This is a genomic window from Rhizobium sp. WSM409, from assembly GCF_057653825.1.
The window spans coordinates 3,842,638-3,863,710 of sequence record NZ_CM172794.1; the positions used below are offsets into that span (position 1 = coordinate 3,842,638).

General features: G+C 61.9%; 18 protein-coding genes. 5 read left to right on the forward strand and 13 right to left on the reverse strand.

Going from position 1 to position 21,073, the window contains the following annotated elements; translation table 11 throughout:
• Window positions 1–72: 72 nt before the first annotated feature.
• Together AC25BC_RS18990 and AC25BC_RS18995 are read right to left on the reverse strand one after the other, a co-directional pair.
• Window positions 73–1,026, reverse strand: a complete 954-nt coding sequence (locus AC25BC_RS18990; protein WP_012759073.1) for a sugar-binding transcriptional regulator — start codon at window positions 1,024–1,026, stop codon at window positions 73–75.
• Window positions 1,027–1,173: 147 nt separating this feature from the next.
• Window positions 1,174–1,743, reverse strand: coding sequence for an exopolysaccharide biosynthesis protein (locus tag AC25BC_RS18995; RefSeq protein WP_012759074.1), 570 nt, complete (start codon window positions 1,741–1,743; stop codon window positions 1,174–1,176).
• A 413-nt stretch (window positions 1,744–2,156) separates the two neighbouring features.
• Between AC25BC_RS18995 and AC25BC_RS19000 the strand changes: the two genes are divergently transcribed.
• Window positions 2,157–3,071, forward strand: a complete 915-nt coding sequence (locus AC25BC_RS19000; protein ID WP_012759075.1) for an ROK family protein — start codon at window positions 2,157–2,159, stop codon at window positions 3,069–3,071.
• On the opposite strand, the gene AC25BC_RS19005 is transcribed toward AC25BC_RS19000, so the two are convergent.
• From AC25BC_RS19005 to AC25BC_RS19050, 10 genes are all read right to left on the reverse strand, one after another.
• Entirely contained in the window at window positions 3,068–4,978 is a 1,911-nt protein-coding gene (locus tag AC25BC_RS19005; RefSeq protein WP_128438551.1) for a beta-N-acetylhexosaminidase, read from the reverse strand. The genes AC25BC_RS19000 and AC25BC_RS19005 overlap by 4 nt on opposite strands.
• A gap of 148 nt (window positions 4,979–5,126) precedes the next feature.
• A complete protein-coding gene (locus AC25BC_RS19010; protein ID WP_128438552.1) occupies window positions 5,127–8,270 on the reverse strand; it encodes an efflux RND transporter permease subunit in 3,144 nt (1,047 codons plus the stop codon).
• A gap of 27 nt (window positions 8,271–8,297) precedes the next feature.
• On the reverse strand, window positions 8,298–9,437 hold the full coding sequence (locus tag AC25BC_RS19015) for an efflux RND transporter periplasmic adaptor subunit (RefSeq protein WP_017995249.1): 1,140 nt from the start codon (window positions 9,435–9,437) through the stop codon (window positions 8,298–8,300).
• Between the two features lie 50 nt (window positions 9,438–9,487).
• Window positions 9,488–10,096, reverse strand: a complete 609-nt coding sequence (locus AC25BC_RS19020) for a TetR/AcrR family transcriptional regulator (RefSeq protein WP_128438553.1) — start codon at window positions 10,094–10,096, stop codon at window positions 9,488–9,490.
• A 280-nt stretch (window positions 10,097–10,376) separates the two neighbouring features.
• Window positions 10,377–10,808, reverse strand: coding sequence for an OsmC family protein (locus AC25BC_RS19025; RefSeq protein WP_128438554.1), 432 nt, complete (start codon window positions 10,806–10,808; stop codon window positions 10,377–10,379).
• 207 nt (window positions 10,809–11,015) lie between these two features.
• Entirely contained in the window at window positions 11,016–11,795 is a 780-nt protein-coding gene (locus AC25BC_RS19030) for an SDR family oxidoreductase (RefSeq protein WP_012759080.1), read from the reverse strand.
• Window positions 11,796–12,686 (reverse strand): aldose 1-epimerase, encoded by an 891-nt coding sequence (locus tag AC25BC_RS19035; protein ID WP_128438555.1) that lies wholly within the window; start codon window positions 12,684–12,686, stop codon window positions 11,796–11,798.
• On the reverse strand, window positions 12,683–13,633 hold the full coding sequence (gene araH / locus AC25BC_RS19040) for an L-arabinose ABC transporter permease AraH (RefSeq protein WP_011653625.1): 951 nt from the start codon (window positions 13,631–13,633) through the stop codon (window positions 12,683–12,685). Before araH ends, AC25BC_RS19035 begins: the two co-directional genes overlap by 4 nt.
• A gap of 17 nt (window positions 13,634–13,650) precedes the next feature.
• Complete coding sequence (gene araG / locus AC25BC_RS19045) at window positions 13,651–15,156, reverse strand: L-arabinose ABC transporter ATP-binding protein AraG (RefSeq protein WP_012759083.1); 1,506 nt, start codon at window positions 15,154–15,156, stop codon at window positions 13,651–13,653.
• Window positions 15,157–15,226: 70 nt separating this feature from the next.
• A complete protein-coding gene (locus tag AC25BC_RS19050; RefSeq protein WP_012759084.1) occupies window positions 15,227–16,210 on the reverse strand; it encodes an arabinose ABC transporter substrate-binding protein in 984 nt (327 codons plus the stop codon).
• Window positions 16,211–16,423: 213 nt separating this feature from the next.
• Between AC25BC_RS19050 and AC25BC_RS19055 the strand changes: the two genes are divergently transcribed.
• From AC25BC_RS19055 to AC25BC_RS19070, 4 genes are all read left to right on the forward strand, one after another.
• On the forward strand, window positions 16,424–17,179 hold the full coding sequence (locus AC25BC_RS19055) for a FadR/GntR family transcriptional regulator (RefSeq protein WP_003543153.1): 756 nt from the start codon (window positions 16,424–16,426) through the stop codon (window positions 17,177–17,179).
• Between the two features lie 66 nt (window positions 17,180–17,245).
• A complete protein-coding gene (gene dgoD, locus AC25BC_RS19060) occupies window positions 17,246–18,394 on the forward strand; it encodes a galactonate dehydratase (RefSeq protein ID WP_003543154.1) in 1,149 nt (382 codons plus the stop codon).
• 153 nt (window positions 18,395–18,547) lie between these two features.
• Complete coding sequence (locus tag AC25BC_RS19065; protein WP_128438556.1) at window positions 18,548–18,949, forward strand: DoxX family protein; 402 nt, start codon at window positions 18,548–18,550, stop codon at window positions 18,947–18,949.
• Between the two features lie 88 nt (window positions 18,950–19,037).
• A complete protein-coding gene (locus tag AC25BC_RS19070; RefSeq protein WP_128438557.1) occupies window positions 19,038–19,817 on the forward strand; it encodes an SDR family oxidoreductase in 780 nt (259 codons plus the stop codon).
• A 17-nt stretch (window positions 19,818–19,834) separates the two neighbouring features.
• On the opposite strand, the gene AC25BC_RS19075 is transcribed toward AC25BC_RS19070, so the two are convergent.
• Window positions 19,835–21,052, reverse strand: coding sequence for an adenylate/guanylate cyclase domain-containing protein (locus tag AC25BC_RS19075; RefSeq protein WP_012759087.1), 1,218 nt, complete (start codon window positions 21,050–21,052; stop codon window positions 19,835–19,837).
• Window positions 21,053–21,073: the final 21 nt, after the last annotated feature.

The window sequence follows — 21,073 nt, forward strand, 5'->3', positions numbered from 1 at the left end:
GTCAATCGACAATCGTTGCTGCGGTGCCGAAGGCGATGGTCATCCTATTGATTTAACGAGAATATTTTTTGCTCAGCTCCTGAGCAAAAACTCAGCCGTCTCTTCGTCGGTGATCAGAGCGTTGATTTGATGGCCGACAACCGCAGCCCTGATCGCCTTGAACTTGCGCTTGCCCTTGGCCAGCCCAATGACCATCGACGCGTCGCGGGACGGGATCGGCGCCGACGCGACGCGCTCGTTGATCGGGTTGTCGATCAACCTGCCATCGACATCGAAGATCCAGCCGCAGATCTCGCCGACAGCACCCCCGCGCATCAGCTCCATCATCTCGTCCTTCTCGAGAAACCCGTCGACGCAGAGCGGCCCATCGATGCCGAGCTCGCCGATGCCGACGAAGGTGACATCGGCTTGCGCACTCATATTCAGCGTCGAGCGCACCAGCTGTTGGCCATGCAGCAGCTCCCGCTCCTCCGCCGAGGTGACGAGCACCGGCAGCGGCATCGGATAGTGCCGCGCCTTCACCGCATCGGCCATGCTGAAGATGACGTTGTAATAGGCCGCCGATCCGTCCGGGGCGATATTGCCGGTCAGCGAAACGATGCGGTGATTGGGACATTCGATCGCCGGAAGCTGGTCGACGGCCGCCTTCAGCGTGCGGCCGGTACCGATGGCGAGCACGATCGGCTCCGGCCGTTTCAGCCACCGCTCGATCTCGGCCGCGGCCGCCTCGGCGATACCGACCGTCGTCGACGACGATGCGGGATCGCTCGGCACCACTTCCACATGTTTCAACCCGAATTTCCGCCGCAGCTGACTGCCGAGCTCCAGGCAGGCGGCGATCGGATGATCGAGCCGCACCTTGATCAGGCGCTCGGCGACCGCCAGCGACACCAGCCGCTGCGCCGATTGCCGCGAGATGCCCATCGCAGCGGCGATTTCGTCCTGCGTGCGCCCGGCGACGTAATAGAGCCAGCCGGCACGCGCCGCATCGTCGAGCCGTGCAGGGGTCTCGGATCTTTTTACCATTTACTGCCTACCGCGCGAAGTGAGCCGGCGTGCCGCCGCCGAACATGATCTGAGTCTGTATCGCCAGATCAAAACAAAATTCCGGCAAATGTCGAGCCTGTTGCAAAGTGGACCGCTAAATAACCGCCATCACTCCGGCAAACCCGCTCAGGCAAACCATTGCACGACGAGATAGATCGCCGCCTTCACGAGACCGTAAATCACCCCGCCGGCGACGACGAGCGACACGGCCGTCATCACGAAGCCGATGAGCGCGAAGAGCCCGTCACGGCCCAATATGCCGAAGGCGAAGACCGAGATCGTGACCGCCGGCAGGATGTTGCCGAGCGGGACCGGCAGCAGCAGCACGATCGACAGCAGCAGGCATGCCGCCCCGGCAAGATATTCCGCCGGCGGTTCGGCGAAGATCGCAAGCCGCGGTTTCAGCATGCGTTCGGCCCAGGCGAGCCAGCGATGGATGCGGCCGACAATGGTCTCGAAATCCTCCCGCCGCATCGAACGGTTGGCAATCACCTTCGGTAGCCAGGGTTTCAGCCCGAAGGTCAGTTGCACTGCCAGGAAGACCAATGGCGCCCCGAGCACTGCCGAGGTGCCCGGCGGAGTGGGAAAGGCATTCGGCAGCGCGAAGATCAGCATCAACGCGCTGATCGCCCTGTCACCCATAGTATCGAACAGATCGCCTATCGAGATCCGTTCGCGGCTCTGGTCGGCGGCCATCTGCCGCAAAATGGATGAAAGGCGGCGGCCTTTGGGACGTGGTCTTCGGATGGTACTGTTTTCTCTCGTATCTATGGTCGTGGGTCCGGCAGTTGATAAAAGTGTAGGGCCGGATTCTGGCGATGCAATATGCCAATTGAATGACTTGTGGGGTTAGAAATTGCGGCCGCGATCGAAGCCGATGGGCTTGGGCTCACCGGATTTCTCCAACGTCTTGCCATGACGGAATGAAAGACGGAAAACCGTCGCGCCTATCCGATCTCCCCACCTGCGGGAGAGATGTCAAGCAGAACAGACGGGGTAGCACACGACACGACCCTAAAGCCGGCGACACCACCGCCGAATGAGCGCTTGAAATTCCCCGCCAACAATGCAAGCAGACGGTGGGAGACCAGAAAAACGGCAGAGTGGCAATGATCATTTCATTCGACATCGGCGGCACCGCTATCAAGGGCGGCATCGCCCACTCCGAGATAGACATCCTTCCCCTCGGCCGCCGCCCGACGCCCAAGGATGATTTTGCCGCGTTCGTCGAGACCCTGCGCGACATCATCGCCGAAACCGGCGAACAGCCGAGCCGCATCGCCCTCTCCATCGCCGGCGTCGTCGATCCCGATACGCAGCGCCTGATCTGCGCCAACATTCCCTGCATCCACCACCGTACGCTTGGCGCCGATCTCGAAGTCGAGCTCGGCCTGCCGGTGCTGATCGCCAACGACGCCGACTGTTTCGCGATGGCCGAAGCCGGTCTCGGCGCCGGCCGCGGCCACCGCATCGTCTTCGGCGCCATCCTCGGCACCGGCGTCGGCGGCGGCCTGGTTGCCGACGGGCGCCTCGTCAACGAGGCCGGCGGCTTTGCCGGCGAATGGGGTCATGGGCCGATCATCGCATCTGCGGCCGGCAATCCGCCCGTCGCCATTCCCGCCTATGCCTGCGGCTGCGGCCAGAGGGGCTGCGTCGACACCGTCGGCGGTGCCCGCGGCCTGGAGCGGCTGCACCAGACGCTGCACGATCTCGACCTTTCCAGCGAGGAGATCATCGCTCAGTGGGGGCGTGGGGAGGAAAAGGCGACAAGGACGATCGACGTCTATGTCGATCTCGTCGCCTCGCCCTTGGCGCTGACGATCAACATCACCGGAGCGACCATTGTGCCGGTCGGAGGCGGGCTTTCCAATGTCGAGCCGCTGCTTGCCGAGCTCGACCACGCCGTGCGCGCCCGCATCCTGCGCAAGTTCGATCGCCCGCTGGTGGTGCGCAGCGAATGCCGCATCGAACCCGGCCTGATCGGCGCAGCGCTTTTGGGGCTGAAGGCCGAGACGGCGGCTTAAAGCACCGGCCACATCCGCACGATCGCTGCGAACCGATCCCAGTCCTTGCGCGCAGAAGGCGTCCAAGCAGCCTCGGCGACCGCTGGGAGACGCGGGAAAACCAGCCGGTTGAAATAGGCACGCGAGAGGAAATTTTCAGTCCAGATGCAGGCCTGGATGCCGCGCATCTTCTCCTGCAGCGCCGCCGGCAGCTCGCCCTCGGCCTCGTAAGCGTAGGTGTGTTCCGGCAGGCTGAAGCCCGCCCAGCTCGCGCCGGGCTCGCCCCAGGCTTCCGCTTGCGCCATGTCGAGATAATAGGCCTGGCCCGGCGTCATCACCACGTCGTAGCCCTCCTGTGCCAGCTCGATGCCGACGGCGGGCTTTTCCCAGGCCATCAGCAGCGTGCCGTCGCGGTCGACGCCGCCGCCATGCGAAACCTCGTTCCAGCCGACGAGTTTCTTGCCGCGATCCGACAGCATGGCTTTGATACGTTTCAGGAAATAGGATTGCAGCTCGGCAGTGCCGGCAAGTTTCTCCCTCTCCATCAGCGTCTTGCAGAGCGGCGAGGAAAGCCAGGAGCCGTGCGCCACTTCGTCGCCGCCGATATGGAGATATTCGCCGGGAAACAGCGTCACCATCTCGTCGAACACCTTACCGAGAAATTCATAGGTGAATTCCACCGCCGGATTGAGGGCGTTGTTCGGATAACCCTGCACCGAGCGGTAACTATCCGGCGCCTCCTGGCCGTCGACGAGCTCGGGCAGCGAGAACAGCGTCGCCATGCTGTGGCCCGGAATATCGATTTCCGGCAGTACCTCGATATGCAGCGAGGCTGCATGCGCAACGATCCGCTTGGCATCCTCCTGCGTGTAATGACCGGAGCGCGTTTGCGCCCCGTCGCCGAGCTGCGGCACGAGCACTTCATCCGGCCCGCGCCGGGCGCCGATCTCCGTCAGCGCGGGATAGGCCTTGATCTCCAGCCGCCACGCTTCGTCATCGGTCAGATGCCAGTGGAAGATGTTGAGCTTGTTCCAGGCGAGAATATCGATCAGCCGCACGACGTCTGCCACCGGATAGAACTGCCTGGACACATCGAGATGGCAGCCGCGCCAGTCATAACGCGGCTGGTCGGCGATCGCGCCGAAATTGGGGAATTTGAAGCGCTCGGGATCGGCGCGGGCGCCGTGCAGCAGTTGCGCCAGGCTGATCAGCCCGTAATGCCGCCCGGCGGCATCCGCACTCGAAAGCACGATCTCATGCGCGGTAAAACGCAATTCGTAAGCGAAGGCGGCGATCGACGATTCGGTGACGAAACGAATGCCCCGCCCGCCTTCGACGGCACCGAGGGAAAACGGCATATTGTCGGCCGGGTAGAGCCGCTGGTAGAGCTCCAGAATCAGCGAGAGCGCCTTGACCGCATCAGGGCGCGTCCGCTCGGCCGGATAAAGCACGACCGGCAGCTCTCCCGCCTTCAACCCGAGCGCCAGCGGCCAGGGCAGTAGCGAATAAGGTTCCTCGGCCCGGCCCGGCGGCAGAAGCGGCGGCGCCACGCCACCATCCCGGCCTTCGAGCATGAGATCGCCGAAACCAACAGGAAAGTGGCGTCCGTCGCCAAGTGTCAGATAGGCCGACTTGACGCCGGCCGTGACATGTTTCGGCTCCCTGGTCAGTCCCTCGACAGTGAAGCGCCAGCGCCCACCGGGCGGCACGCTCAGGTCTTCGGGCGGCAGGAATTCATGGAAATGCGCGACCCGCCGCTTGAGGCTGCCGCCGTCGCAGACATGTTTGTCGGCAACCCGCGTCTCTGACGTATAGGCGAGCGAGAAGCCGGACAGCGGCTCGGTCGAAAGATTGAAAAGCATGAAGGTGAGGCGCCCGAAACTGCCCTCGATCGGGCTCCAGCTTGCTTCCAGATGGTAATCGGCCATGGTCGTGCTCTGCCTCGTCGCTGAGTGGCCGGGATCGCGGTTGGTATCCCGGCATGCTTTGGCAGCTTAGCTTTTTCGAGGCGGCAATGGAATCGGCGCACGAGGACCTGTAGCCAAGGAAAACGGCGCGGCTTTCGCCGCGCCGTCCTCACTCTGCTGCCAACGCCGGCGGATGTCTGTCATCCGCCTCTTCCTGGATGGCGTCGGCATGCTCGCCCGGCTCGTCCTTAGCCTTCGGCTCCCGGCCGAAGAAAAGAGCGTAACCGGCGGGCAGAACCAGAATGGTGAGCACGGTCGCAACCAGGATGCCGCCCATCATCGCGTAGGCGAGCGGACCCCAGAAAACACCGCGCGAGATCGGGATGAGAGCCAGAACGGCGGTCAGCGCCGTCAGCATTATCGGCCGGAAACGTCGCACGGCCGCGCCGACAATCGCCTCCTGCCGGTGCATGCCGGCCTTGATATCCTGGTCGATCTGATCGACCAGGATGATCGAATTGCGCATGATGATGCCGAGCAGCGCGATAACGCCGAGGATCGCCACGAAGCCGAAAGGCGCGCCGCTGATCAGCAATGCGGCCGCCGCACCGATGATCCCGAGCGGTCCGGTTGCGAGCACCAGCATCGCCTTGCCGAAATGCTGCAGTTGCACCATCAGCAGTACGATGATGACGGCGAGCATGATCGGCGCCTTGGCGGCGATCGACATCTGGCTTTCCGCCGCATCCTCGGCGCCGCCCTGGATTTCGACCTTGTAGCCGGCCGGCAGGCTGTCGCGCAGATCCTTCATGTCGGCATACATCTTCATCACCACGTCGTTCGGCTGCACATCGTCAGGCAGCGTGGCGCGCACGGTGATTGTCGGCAGCCTGTTGCGCCGCCATTCGATGCCCTGCTCCATGACGGGCACGACCTTGGCGACCTGCGAGACCGGTACGAAGCCGCCGAAATCCGTCGGCACATAGACCGAGTTGACCGCCGACAGCAGCGAGCGGCTGGCATCCGGCTCGCGGGCGACGATCGAAACCGTCTCCTCGCCATCGCGGAAATCGTCGAGCGCAGTCCCTGACATGGCGGTCTGCAACATCTGGCGGACACGCTGCGAGGTGACGCCGAGTGCCCGGGCGCGATCCTGGTCGATCACCAGCTTCATCGCCGGCACCTCTTCCAGCCAATCGTCATGGATGGCGCCGAGCTCCGGATTGGCCTGGAAGCGCGCCTTTACCTGATCGGCGATCTCCCTGACTTCCTGACGGTCGGGCCCCATCACGCGCATCTGCACCGGCCAGCCGGTCGGCGGACCAAGGAAGAGGCGGTCGACCTTGCCGCGAATATCGGGGAAGTCTTCCGCAAGGATCGTCCGCAGCTTGACGATCAGCCGCTCGCGCGCCGGTTCGTCATTGGCCATGACGAGCAGCTGGGCGAAGTTCGGATTGCGCAGCTGCTGGTCGAGCGGCAGGAAGAAGCGCGGCGCGCCTTCGCCGATATAGGTGGCGATAAACCGCTTGTCGGGATCATCCATCATCTTGGTTTCGAGTGCCTTTGCCTGCACCTCGACTTCCTTGATGCTGGTGCCCTCGGGCAGCCAGAGATCGACGAGGATTTCCGGCCGCGAGGATTGCGGGAAGAAATTCTGCGGAATGAACTGGAAGGCCCAGAGGCTGGTGACGAAGGTGCCGAGCGTCAGCAGCAGCACGATGACGCGGTGGCGCACCGCCCAGCCGACCGTGCCGCGCAGCCGGCGATAGAAGCCGGTGTCGAAGGCGTCGTGATGCTCGCCGGCGTGATGGCGCTGCTTGAGGATCATATAGCCGAGCCACGGCGTGAAGTAGACCGCGACGAACCACGAGGTGACAAGCGCGATGCCGACGACGTAGAACAGCGAGCGCACATATTCGCCGGCCGTCGAGGCGGCGAAGCCGACCGGAATGAAGCCGGCCGTGGTTATCAGCGTGCCCGTCAACATCGGGAAGGCAGTCGAGGAATAAGCGAAGCTTGCCGCGTCGATCTTGACGAGCCCCTCCTCCAGCTTTCGCTCCATCATCTCGACGACGATCATCGCATCGTCGACAAGCAGGCCGAGCGCGATGATCAGCGCGCCGAGTGAGATGCGCTGCAGATCGATGCCGAGTTCGTACATCAGCGCAAAGGTGGCAGCCAGCACCAGCGGAATGGCGATGGCGATGACGAGGCCCGATCGCCAGCCGATCGACACGAACGAGACGACGAGCACGATGATGAGAGCTTCGCCGAGCGCATGCATGAATTCGCTGACCGCATCCGTCACCACGTCGGGCTGGTTGGCGATCTGATCGACGGCGACGCCATAGGGCAGCGCCTCCTCGAAGCGCTGATAGGTCGCCTCCACGCCCTTGCCGACATCGGTCACATTGAAGCCCTTGGCCATCACGACGCCGACCTGAACGCTGTCGTGGCCGTTGAAACGGTACTTGCGCTGGTAGGGATCTTCGAGCCCGGAACTGACGGTGGCGATATCGCCGAGGCGCGTTACCTGGCCGCCGGCGCGAAGGCGCAGCTCGCGGATATCGGCCGCCTTCTTCACGTCGCCTTCGACCGATATGCGCACCGAGCGCAGGCCGGTATCGACCGAGCCTGCCGGATCGACATTGTTTTGGCCCTTGATGGCGTTCTGCAGATCGAGGATCGTCAGGCCGCGCTCGGAGAGCGCCTTGGACGAGACGTCGATATAGATCTTCTCAGGCTGGTCGCCGATGATGACGGCCTTTTCGACGCCCGGCGTCGTCAACAGCATGTCGCGCGCCTGGATCGCGAATTTCTTCAGTTCCGGATAGGAATAGCCGTCGCCGCTGATCGAATGCAGCGTGATGAAGGTGTCGCCGAACTCGTCGTTGAAATAGGGGCCGAGCAGGCCCTGCGGCAGCTCGTTGGAGATGTCGCCGACCTTCTTGCGCACCTGGTAGAAGGCATCCGCCACTTCTTGCGAATTCGTGTCGCCCTTGACCTGCAGGGTGATGATCGCACTGCCCGCCCGCGTATAGGACTTGACCCAGTCGATATGCGGCGTTTCCTGCAGCTTGCGCTCGATCTTGTTGACGACCTGGTCTTCCATTTCCTGGATGGAAGCACCTGGCCAGATCGCCTGAACGACCATGACGCGGAAGGTGAATTCGGGGTCCTCGCGCTGGCCCATGCGCATCAGGCCGAGCACGCCGGTGATGATGATTAGCCCGAAGAGGAAACGGGCGATGCTCGGATGTCCGATTGCCCAGCGCGACAGATTGAAGGGCCGCTTCTCGGTGGTGGCGTCCATGGTCTTTGTCCCTATCCTATGGCGCGATCAGCGGACGGTCTGGTCCGTGGCGGCCAGGGCCGATTGCTGGTCCGGCACCTTCACCTTCAGGTTTTCGCTCATGAACTGCGCGCCGGCCGAAACGACGAGATCGCCGGTATCGAGACCCTCGGTCACATGCACGCCGTCGCCGGTGAAGTCGGCAACCTTGATGTCACGGCCGTGCACGGTCGCCGTGTCGCGGTCGACGGTCCAGACCATCTGCTTGCCGTCCTTTTCAGCCAGGGCGCTGAGCGGGATCGAGACATAGCTGTTGCCGTTGCTAACATCGGCCTCTATCGTCGCCGTCATGCCGAGCAACACCTGCGGATCGTTCGGCAGGCTCACCCGAACCGCAAAGGTACGCGACTGCTGGTCGGCGCTGCCGGAAACCTCGCGCACCTTGCCGTCGAGCACCAGCCTGTCGTCAGCCCAGAAGCTGGCTTTGACTGTCTTGCCCGGCTTGAATTCGGCAATGTCGTTTTCCGGAACCGCAATCTGCACTTCCTTTTCGCCGTCGACGGCAACGGCGACGACGGGAGTGCCCGACGCAACGACCTGGCCGACATCGGCATTGATCGTCGTGACAATCCCGTTGTGGTCGGCCTTCAGCTCCGCATAACTCACCTGGTTCTTCGCCTGATCGAGCGCCGAGACGGCGGCATCGCGGCTTGAAACGGCCTGATCGTAGCTGAGCGACGCTTGCTCGAGCTGGGATTTCGGCGAAACATTCTTGTCGAACAGCTGCTGATTGCGCTTGTTCACGAGATCGGCGGTTTCGACGCCTTTTTCAGCGGCTGCGAGATTGGCTTCCGCCGTCTTGACCGCCAGCTGGTAATCGGTGGAGTCCATCCGAGCGAGCACGTCGCCCGGCTTCACTTTGTCGCCGATATCGACGAGGCGTTCGGTGATCTTGCCGGCGACGCGAAATCCTAGGTTCATCTCCGTGCGCGCCTTGACCGAGCCCGAATAGTCGAGCTTGCGGGTGTCGCCGGCCTTGGCGATCTCGACGACCTTCACCGGCCGAATGACTTGCTTGACCTCAGCCTTCTCTTCCGAGCAGGCGGAAACGCCGATGCCGATGGCGCCGAAGAGCACGAGACTGGCGACGGACGGCATGCGATGGCTGAGGGTCTTGAGCGAAAACATCTTCCGCACTCCTGGATCGTTTCGGGGGTTCCGACGGCGGCTGCCGTCCATTATTTCTTCAGCGCCCTGATCACGTAGTCGATCAGTTCGCCGACGCTCGCGCGGTTGGTTTTGGCAAGACATTGCGCCACCATCTGCGGATGGCAGAGCGTGTTCGTCGCCGCGCCGAAGCAGCGCGAGGCAACGACCGGGTCCTGCTCGGCGAACTCGCCGGCTGCAATGCCTTCAGCAATGATTTCGGCAATGAGATCATGAATGCGATCGATGTGTTTTTCGATGACGTGCCAGTCGCGATCGATCGCGACAATGATCATCTCGTGCACCTTCATCTCGTCGAGCATCACATCCAGCGTCAACTGATGCTGGGTCTCGACATAGCGGCGCAGCCGTTCGCTGGCGCTGATCGGCTGATGGCGGATGTCGTAAGCCATCTGGTAAGCGGTGGCGAGCATGCGGCCGCAGAGCGCTTGGTGGATTTCCACCTTGGAGGCGAAGAAACGATAAATATTGGCCGGCGACATGCCGAGATCACGGGCAATGTCGGCCACCGTCGTCTTGCTGTAGCCATAGTGCCGGAACAGTCGCTCGGCGGCATCCAGAATGCGCGTGACATTCTCCTGCCGCGTGATGTCGAGTGTATTTTCCGCAATGTCGTTCATAAGTTTCGAGACCTGAATTACGACTGACGATTTTCGAATTTCGTCAGTCGTAAAATATCAGGCATTACTTGTCAATGCCGCGGCGCAGCAAAATGTGTCGCGGGGCGAGCGCGGTCCGGCGGAAGCGACAACTCGAGAAGATCGATGCACGGGGAGAAGGGGCCTGCACGCGTCATGCTGATAGCCGGTGACGTCGGAATAGGCGGACCCGAGCAGGCAGGCCACAAATGGAGAGTGCCGCGGCGAGAAGCGCGCGGCACTTCGTCAAAGGAGTGACGTGTCAAACGATCTTGACGTCGAGTGTGATCGGAACCGACGCAAGCGCCTTTGAAACCGGGCAGCCGGCCTTTGCCTTGTTAGCGAGTTCGGTGAAGGTCGCCTCATCGGCACCGGGAATACGGCCGGAGAGCGAGAGATGGATGGCGGTGATGGCAAAGCCGCCCTCGACGCTTTCGAGCGTTACCTCGGCAGAGGTTTCCATATGCTCGGCGGTAAAGCCGGCTTCACCGAGGATCAACGACAGCGCCATGGTGAAGCAGCCGGCATGGGCGGCACCGATCAGTTCTTCCGGGTTGGTGCCGGCAACACCTTCGAAGCGGCTCGCAAAGCCGTAGGGGTAATCCTTCAGGGCGCCGCTCTGCGTCGAGATCAGGCCTTTTCCGTCCTTGAGGCCACCGGTCCAATGAGCCGAAGCCGTGCGATTGATCTGCATGCCGTCCTCCTGTTTTCGATTGTGCTTTCAGAGCATGATGTCGAAAAGCGTGCGCGGTTTTCGGACAACATCATGCTCCAACTGTTTCCAGAAAGCGGCGGGGGCCGCTCCGTGCCTGCGGGAGATCAGATAGCCTTCCCGATGGGCAATATAATGCTATATCCCGAGAAGACGACAGGCTTGTAAAAATAGCGGGATCGAAGCCCTTCAGGCAGGATGCTGCAGCACGCTGAGGCCGCCGTCGATCGTCAGGCAGGTGGCATTGATGAACGGGCACTCGTCGGAGATCATGAACACGGCCGCCATGGCAATCTCCTCCGGCGTCGCGATGCGACCGCCGGGATGCAGTTTCATCGTTTCGGCCTTTGCCGCCTCCGGATCGGGAAAGCCGTTCCAATAATCGATCACCTTCTGCGTCGAGACATAGCCCGGCGCCAGCGCGTTCACGCGGATATTGCGGGCGGCATATTCGAGCCCCAAGGATTTCGTCATTCCGAGCAGGGCGTGTTTTGCCAGCGGATAGGGAAATGTGTGCGGGATGATGGTGAAAGCGTGCGTCGAGGCGATGTTGAGGATAACGCCGCCGCCCTGTTCGATCAGGCCCGGCAGCACCGCCTTGCAGCAGTTCCATGCGCCCTTCAAATTGATGTCGAAGCAGCGGTTCCATTCCTCGTCCGTCGTCTCGAGCGGTTCGGCAAAGACATTCACCCCGGCATTGTTGACGAGCGCGTTCAGCTGTCCGATTTCTTCATTCGCCTGAGCGACCAATGTCGTGATCGTCCCGGCATCGGTAATATCGGCCGGCAGATAACCAAGCCGGCCACCACTGCTCTGGAGCTCTTTCGCCGCCCGCGCCAGCAGCGCCGCATCGCGATCAACGAGGAAGACGGCGGCATCCTCCCGCATGAAAGCCTTCGCCATCGCAAGCCCGATACCCTGCGCAGCACCTGTTATCAGGATGTTCTTGCCTTGCAGACGGCCGCCCATCTATCCCTCCTCCGACCGAACCGGCAGCGCCGACATCAGGATCGTCACCGTGCCGGCAAGCGCCTCCCCCGGCGCAAGCGGCGCGAGCCCACCGAAATCAGGCAGATGGTGGCCGTTCGGCAGATGGCTCATCGGTTCGAGGCAGAAGAAGTCGCTCCGGTTGACCGGCATATACAGCATGAAGCGATCGAGCGCACCGTCGGCTTCCAGCGCCGCCTGGATTCCAAGTTCCGGCCAGGCCATTGCAGCCCGCCCATTCCAACCCTCGAAGGCATTGTTCATCCATCTCTGCGGCAAAAGCTTTTCGGATCTGAAATCGAAATAGTCCGGCACAGAGCCAGGCATCTCCGGAAGATGGTCCGGCCGCTCGCTCCAATAGCGATCGGCCGCAATCGTCAGTCGCGTCTTTGGCGTGCGCGCGAAGAAGGGATGTTGACCGAGCCCGAAGGGAAGAGCGGTTTCGCCTCGGTTTTCCACGGAAAGCCTCAGCACCAGAGCATTGCCGGCGAGACGGATCTCCTGCCGGGTAAGATAGGCATAGGGTGAAACCCCGTCGGCGCTCCGGGAAAAGCAGAACTGCGCATGCTCCGGGCTGGAGTCTTCAAGCTGCCAGAGGCTGAGCCAGCCGTCGCCGTGCCGATAGAGCGGATCGGAAGTATTCGGCTGGAAGGCATAGTCGCGTCCGGCAAAGGACATGATATTGCCTTCCACGCGGTTGCCGAACGGCACCATCGCGAAATTCGCCATCATTCCTTCAGGGCCGCCGGCCGCCACGAGAAAGGGCATGCCTCGATAGGTCGCGGCGGTGACGGCAGCACCCCGACGGCTGACCCGGACGGCGAGATCGCCGTGCCTCAGTTCGATGTCATCGCCGGTTTGTCCCTGGTTCATCCGCGCCGTCCCGCAGCCGAAGACCTCAAATTGTCGAGCAACACTGCGATCAGCAGGATCAGCCCGCGTACCACATACTGATAGAACGCCTGGATATTCAAGAGGTTCATGACGTTTTCGGCGATGCCCATAATCAGCACGCCGACAATGACGCCGCTCATCGCCGCCCGGCCGCCGGCCAGCGAAACGCCGCCAAGAACGCAGGCCGAAATCACCGAAAGCTCAAGCCCTGTCGCCGCATTCGGCTGGCCGGAGGTGATGCGGGAGGCAAGCAGAATTCCGGCTATGCCGCAGACAAGCCCCTGCAGCGCAAAGATCCAGACCCGCATGTTGACGACATTGACACCGGCAAGCCGCGAGGCCTCGGGATTGCCGCCGATCGCCAGGGTGTTCTTGCCGAAGACGGTGCGGTTGAGCACGAAACCGAAGAGGATGAAAAGGATCAGCATGATCCAGATCGGCGTCGGCACGGTGAGAAATCGCGACAGGGCAAGCTGGTAGAAAGCGGGATCATTGATGCCGACGGCGCGGCCATCGGAAGCGATCAGCGCCAGCCCGCGCACGATCTGCATGGTCGCAAGCGTGGTGATCAGCGCATTGATGCGAAACCGCGCAATGACGATACCATTGACGAAACCGACGACGGCGCCGCAAAGCAGGGCGGCGAGCAGCCCGACGGGAATGGAGCCCGTCGCATTCGAGACCATCACCGCGATCATGCCGGAGAAGGCGACGATCGATCCAACCGAAAGGTCGAAATCGCGCGACGCCAGGCAGAACATCATCGTGCAGGCAACGATGCCGATCGTGACGACCGACTGCAGCAGCCCCAGCATGTTTCGCTCGGTCAGGAAGTTCGGAACGAAGAGCGAGACGATCACGAAGGCGGCAGCAAAGATCACCACCAGCCCTTGTTCGCCGAGGAGAATTTTTTTCAACGAATTCATCGTCCGTATTCCCAATTCTAAAGGGTGCCTGCGGCATTCTTGTCGGGAAGCGCTGCCGTCAGGATGCTGCGCTCGTCGAAATCCGGACGGGCGACGTTGGCCGCCACCCTGCCCTGGCACATCACCATGATGCGATCGGAGATGCCCATGACTTCGGGCAACTCGCTGGAGATCACCACGATCGCCATGCCGCCGGCCGCAAGCTCATAGAGAATTTCGTAGATTTCCGATTTCGCCCCGACATCGATGCCGCGCGTCGGCTCGTCGATGACCAGCACCTTGATCCCCTGCTCGGACAGCCAGCGGCCGAGAATGACCTTCTGCTGGTTGCCGCCCGATAGATTGATGATGTCCTGCTTGCGCGACGGTGTTCGCACCCGAAGCTTGGCGATGAACCGATCTGCCAGCGCCGCCTCTTGTCTCGGGCTCAGAATGCCGAAGGGCGAAAAGTGCCGGCGTGACGAGATCGCGATATTTTCTTCGATCGATCGGCCCTGGACGATGCCATCGAACTTGCGGTCCTCGGGGCAAAGCACCATGCCGGCATTGATCGCCGCTTTCGGATTGTTCGGCGAAACGGCAACGCCGTCGATGGTCACCTGGCCCTGATGCCTGGCATCGGCGCCGTAAAGCAGCCGCGCCATCTCGCTGCGGCCAGCGCCGATCAGGCCGAAGAAACCGAGGATTTCGCCCTCGCGGACGGAAAAGCTGATCGGATGGCGCAGCCTCGGCCCCGACAGGCCGTTGACCTCCAGCCGAATGCCGCCGAACGGACGTTCGCGCCATCCCCAGACATTGCTGATCTCGCGTCCGACCATTTCCGAGATGATCTGCTCGCGCGTGGTTTCGGCGATCTGAGGATGGTGGGCGGCAAGCTTGCCGTCGCGCAGCACCGTCAGGCTGTCGCAAAGACGAAAGATCTCATCGAGACGATGCGAGACGTAGAGAATGACCGTTCCCTGCGCCTTCAGCCTGTCGATGAGCGAAAACAGGATTTCGCTTTCGCGCGAGGAAAGCGAGGAGGTCGGCTCGTCGAGCGCGATCACCCGTGCATCGAGCATGACGGCCTTGGCGATCTCGACCATCTGCCGCGCACCGATCGAAAGCGAGGCGACCTTGGCCGACGGATCGACATCGATGCCGATCTCCTCGAGCTTCGACCGCACCGTCTCGATCAGCACTTTCGTATGGATGACGCCGCCCTTGGCCGGAAAGCGTCCGAGCCAGAGATTTTCGGCGACGGTCAACTCCGGAACGAGTTGCAGTTCCTGATGGATGACGATGACGCCGGCATGGAAGGCGTCGCGGACGGACCCGTATCTCTGCTCCTCGCCGTCGATGAGGATGTTGCCGGCATCGGCGGCCTGATCGCCGGACAGTACCCGGATCAGCGTCGATTTACCGGCGCCGTTTTCACCCATCAAGCCGTGGACGGCACCCTTCTCGACAGTGAAGGACACATTCGCCAGCGCCTGCACGCCGGGATAACCCTTGGAGATATTGCTGAATTCGAGGAAAGCCATCATTGCTCCACCGAGAAGGACCCGGCGGCACGCTAGGCGGCCGCCGGACGATATCATCTTGGAAGGACGATCACTCGATGCCAAGATCCTTGCGGACCTTTTCAAAATCGCCGCGCAGTGCCAGGGAACCGGAGGTCAACGTCAGCTTTGCCGGCTCCTTGTCGTTGGCGATCCAGTCATACATGTTGAGCGCCGTCTCATAGCCGTGACGCTTCGGCGAGATGATGACGGTGCCGAAGAAGCCCGTCGCCGCCGGCTTCTTGAACTCGTTGATCGCCGATTCCGCACCGCCGATGCCGACACCGATGACGTTGGCCGCCGGAATGCCGACCGATTCGGAAGCACGGACGGCGCCGAGGACGGCTTCGTCGTTGAGGCCGAAGGCGACCCAGTATTTCACGTCGGCATGTTTGTTGAAAACGGTGGTTGCCGCGTTGAGCGCCGCTTCCGTATCCGTCTTCGCCTGTGGCGCATCATAGATGTTTTCGGCCGGGAAGCCGGCGGCCTTCAGCACCGACATCGCGCCTTCGACGCGGTCGACGGCGGTCGGCAGCTGGTCATAGGAGACCCGCACGGCGCCGACATTCTTCATGTCCCAGCCGCGCTTCTTGATTTCGTCGACGATCGCCTGGCCGACGGTCTCGCCGATCTTGGTGGCTGAAATGCCCATATGCGGCACGTCTTCCAGCGGCTTGCCGTCGGCGCTGACGAGGCGGTCGTCGACCGTCATCAGCTTCAGCTGGTTGGCTTCGGCCTTGGCGACAATGCCGGGGCCGAGCTTGACATCGGGCGTGCAGATGATGAAGCCCTGCGCACCCTGGGCACCGAGATTATCGATCGCCGACTGGACCTTCTCGCCGTCTTCGGCGCCGATCTTGACGACGGTGAAGCCTTTTTCCTTGGCGGCCTGGTCGGCGAATTTCCATTCGTCCTGGAACCAAGGCTCCTCGGGCTGCTTGACGATGAACCCTATCTTGACGTCCGCGGAAAATGCCGATCCGGCCGCCAGAATGGCGAAAGTGCCAGCCAGAATGGCTGCTTTGAACAAGCGCATGTCTCTCTCCCTAAACTCTCAAAAACCGAGCAGCTGCCTCCCAGGCAACGTCCATTGAATTATGATAAATCATCATACCAGTCAATTGCCAATGTATGATGATTGGAATAATAGGATTATTGACGAGATGCCGGGAGGAAGCGTCGCAAAGCGGATCGAATTCGGATAATCAGGTTCGATTGCTTCGCACGCGAGACAGAGCGGAGAGGTGAGTTGGAAACAATCGAGCGACAGAGCGGGGCCGAAAGCCGCCGCATCGAGCGCCGCCCGCGCGTACGCCGCAACGTCACGGCGGCGATCGCTCAGGATATCTGTGCGGACCGCTATCCCGCGGGCTCGCCGCTGCCGCGCGAAAACGATCTCTGCGAACTCTACGGCGTCAGCCGCACCGTCATTCGCGAATCGCTGAAAGTGCTGGAGTCCAAAGGCCTCGTCCGTGGCAAGCCGCGCATCGGAACCACCGTCTGCGACAAGGACGACTGGAATATCCTCGACGCCGACGTGCTTGAATGGATGGGTCCCTATATCAAGGATTTCGACCTGCTCGGCTGCATTCTCGAAGCCCGCCGCACCATCGAGCCGGCAGCCGCCGAATATGCCGCCGAGCGCGCCAGCGCCCAGGAGATCGCCGATCTCGACAACGCCTGGCGGCAGATGCGCGACAGCGCCCGCGACCCGGAAAGCTTCACCGATGCCGACGTCATGTTCCACACGGTGCTGCTCACCGCCAGCCACAACCAGGTCTTCCGCCGCCTGTCGAGCGCCATTCACGCGGCGCTGAAATATGCGCTGCATGCCTCCAATATCGGCGTCGAGAATCGCGAGGATGCGGTGCTCGTTCACGGCCAGCTGGTCGAGGCCCTGCGCATGCGCGACAAGGCGGGCGCCCGCGAATGCGCCAACCGCATGCTTGATCTTGCGGTGCGCGATCTTGCCGCCGCCGAAAAAGCGATCGGCAGAACGAAATGAACTATCACGACAAATCTGCGGACGCGCCGCCGATCGCAAACCCGGGAAGAGACTGAAAGAGCAGCGATGAAGATCACCAAACTCACCACCTATATCGTTCCCCCGCGCTGGCTGTTTTTGAAGGTCGAGACCGATGAAGGCATCGTCGGCTGGGGCGAACCGGTCGTCGAAGGCCGTGCGCTCACCGTTCAGGCCGCCGTCCATGAGCTGGAAGACTACCTGATCGGCAAGGATCCTTTCCTGATCGAAGACCACTGGACCGTGATGTATCGTGGCGGCTTCTATCGCGGCGGCGCCGTCCACATGAGCGCGATCTCGGGCATCGACCAGGCGCTGTGGGATATCAAGGGCAAAGCGCTCGGCCAGCCGATCCATTCTCTGCTCGGCGGCCAGCTCCGTGATCGCATCAAGGTCTATTCCTGGATCGGCGGCGATCGTCCCTCGGATGTCGCCAACAATGCCAAGGAAGTGGTTGCCCGCGGCTTCAAGGCGATCAAGCTCAATGGCTGCGAGGAAATGCAGATCGTTGACACCAATGAGAAGGTGGAAAAGGCGGTCGAGACCATCGCCATCATCCGCGAGGCGATCGGCCCACATATTGGCATCGGCGTCGATTTCCACGGCCGCGTGCACAAGCCGATGGCGAAGGTTCTCGCCAAGGAGCTCGATCCCTACAAGCTGATGTTCATCGAAGAGCCGGTGCTTTCCGAAAACAAGGAAGCGCTGCGCGATATCGTCAACCACACCTCTACGCCGATTGCGCTCGGTGAACGGCTCTTTTCGCGCTGGGACTTCAAGCAGGTCCTTTCGGACGGCTATGTCGACATCATCCAGCCGGATCTCTCCCATGCCGGCGGCATCACCGAATGCCGCAAGATCGCGGCCATGGCCGAAGCCTATGACGTGGCGCTGGCGCCGCATTGCCCGCTGGGTCCGATCGCGCTTGCCGCCTGCCTGCAGGTCGATGCCGTCAGCTACAATGCCTTCATCCAGGAACAGAGCCTCGGCATCCATTACAACAAGGGCAACGACATCCTCGACTACATCTCCAACAAGGAGGTGTTCCAGTATGCCGATGGTTTCGTCTCGATCCCGCAGGGTCCAGGGCTCGGCATCGAGGTCGACGAGGCCTATGTCATCGAACGCGCCAAGGAGGGCCATCGTTGGCGCAACCCGATCTGGCGACATGCCGACGGCAGCTTCGCCGAGTGGTGAGAGCGCATAACCCCGAAAATCGGAACCGATTTTCGGAAAGGATTGTGCGCAATTCAAAGTGATAGGGTCGCGCAAGCGGCCCTTTTTCATTCACCGTGTCGGATCTCGGGGATCTCATCCGTCATACTGGAAACTAAAAGAGGAGATTTCAGGATGGCCAGAGCAATCACAATCATCGTCGCCCGCATCATCTTCAGCTTCGTCTTCTTCATGGCCGCCGGCTTCAAGTTCGCCGATATCGGCGCAACAGCAGGCTATATAACCGCGGCAGGCTTTCCGATGGCGACATTCCTTACCTGGATCGCCGCCTTCTTCGAGATCGCGCTGGCGCTCGCTTTCATATCAGGAGCCTTCTTCACCGAGGCCAGCCTGCTCGCAGCCATCTATGTGATCTTCCTCGCTTTCGCCTTCCACGGTCCGTCCCATTGGCAACAGAACCAGGCCGAGTTCGGCTTCTTCATCGATCACTTTACCTTCCTCGCCGGTCTGCTCTTTGCCGCCGTCCACGGGCCGGAGAGATGGGCGCTGAGCCACACCCTCCTCAGGAGGCTCTAGCACCGCGCTCTAGCGACCTGCTCTCCTTCGGAACCAAGAGCCGTGCCGAACATTGGCCTACCGGCAAAACGGCAAGGAGAGCCCGCCCATGGAGCTGAAGGGAAAGATCGCATTGGTAACAGGCGCCGGTTCCGGCATCGGCAAAGCGGCCGCTTTGCGGCTCGCTGCCGAGGGGGCAAGGGTCGCAGCATTGAGCCGCACCGCCGACGAGGTCGAAAAGACCTGCGCCGAGATCAAGGCCGCCAGCGGAGAGTCGATCGCGCTGACGGCAGATACCAGCGACGAAGCTCAAATGCGGGGCGCCGTCGCGCAACTGACCGACACCTTCGGCGGCCTCGACATCGTTGTCGCCAATGCTGGGATCAACGGTGTCTGGGCGCCGATCGACGATCTGAAGCCGGATGAATGGGACAAGACCATCGCCGTCAATCTGCGCGGCACCTATCTCACCCTGCATCTGACGGTTCCGCATCTGAAGCGCCATGGCGGTTCGATCATCGTCGTCTCCTCGATCAACGGCACCCGCACCTTCACCACGCCCGGTGCCACCGCCTACACCGCAACCAAGGCCGGCCAGGTCGCCATGGTCCAGCAGCTCGCCCTCGAACTCGGCCGACACGGCATCCGCGTCAATGCCGTCTGCCCCGGCGAGATCGAGACCAATATCGGCGCCAATACCGACAGCCGCCACCGCGAGGAGACGGAGGTTCCGGTCATCTGGCCTGAGGGGGATATTCCGATTGCCGGCGGCAAGACAGGCAAGAGCGAAGATGTCGCCGAAACAATCCTTTTCCTCGCCTCCGAGCGCGCCCGACACATCACCGGTACGCCGATCTGGATCGACGGCGGCCAGGGCCTGTTGCGATAGCCCTTGCAGTCAGGAACTCAGCCGTTCAGCCGGGCACTGTCGAGGGTGTAGAGTTCCTGCGCGCGCTGCACGCCGCGCAACGCATAGCGTCCGACGCAGGCGAGTGCGGTACGCTGCTGCTCCGGTATCACCGCGGCGAAATCGGAGGAGATCAACAGGTTGAGATCGACGGAACGACACATCGAGGCGATCCGGCTGACCTCGTTGACGGCAGGTCCGATGACGGTGAAGTCCAACCGGTCCTGGCTCCCGATATTGCCGTAGAAGACATCGCCGATATGCAGGCCGATATAGACGTCGGTCGTCGCCCGGCCGTCGGCCGCACGCGCGGCATTCAGCGTGGTCAGCTTTTCCCGCAGCAACGATTCGGCACTCAGCGCCGCACGACATGTCTCCGCCGGCACCTCGCCCTTAAAGATGGCGAGCACACCGTCGCCGATCAGCTTCAGCACGTTGCCGCCGGACTCGTGGACCGCCGTGATCACCGCCTCGCTATAGTCGTTGAGCAGCGGGATGATCTCCTCCGGCGGCACGCTGTCGGAGATCTTGGTGTAGTTCAGCAGGTCGGAAAACCAGAGTGCAGCGGAAATCCGTTCCGATTTGCCGCGGCTGATCTTGCCTTCCATCACCTGGCGCGCGGCGTCCTCGCCGAGATAGACCTCGGCGATTGTGCGGGCGATACGCCCGAGCGCGATACATTTGATCGCCAGCCCCAACACCGGCACCAGCTTGCGCAGGATGGCGAGGTCGTGATCGGAAAAGCCCTCAGGATGTTTCGTCGCGAAATGCGAGAAGAAGCAATCCATCTCGCCGATCGTGCCGGCCTCGGAAAAACGATGCATCATCGCCACGAAATCCGTGTGACCGGCTTCAGCGATCGTATCGAGCATGGAGAAATCGATCGGATCGCCGAAGCCAAGACGCCGGCGTATCTCCCGCTCGTTGCGAGACCAAAGATGATAGAAGGCCGAACGCTGCCAGTTCGACGCCGCCTCCCCCGAGATTGTCGGACCATATTCGAACTCGGTCTGGATTTCCTCGATGCTGTCCCAGCGGAAGGCTCGGCCCTCATGCACCGGATGCAGCGTATCCATCAGCGCCAGACCGCGGTCGAGCGGTAGGCCGGCGTCCCGGCAAGCCGAGCAGAAACCGGTCATGAGTTCGGCTTCCGAAACGCCTTTCAGTCCCTGCTCCGTGATCCAGGCTGCAATCGTGCTGACGTCGCTGTAATCCATGCCCACTCACCTTCACTCGTG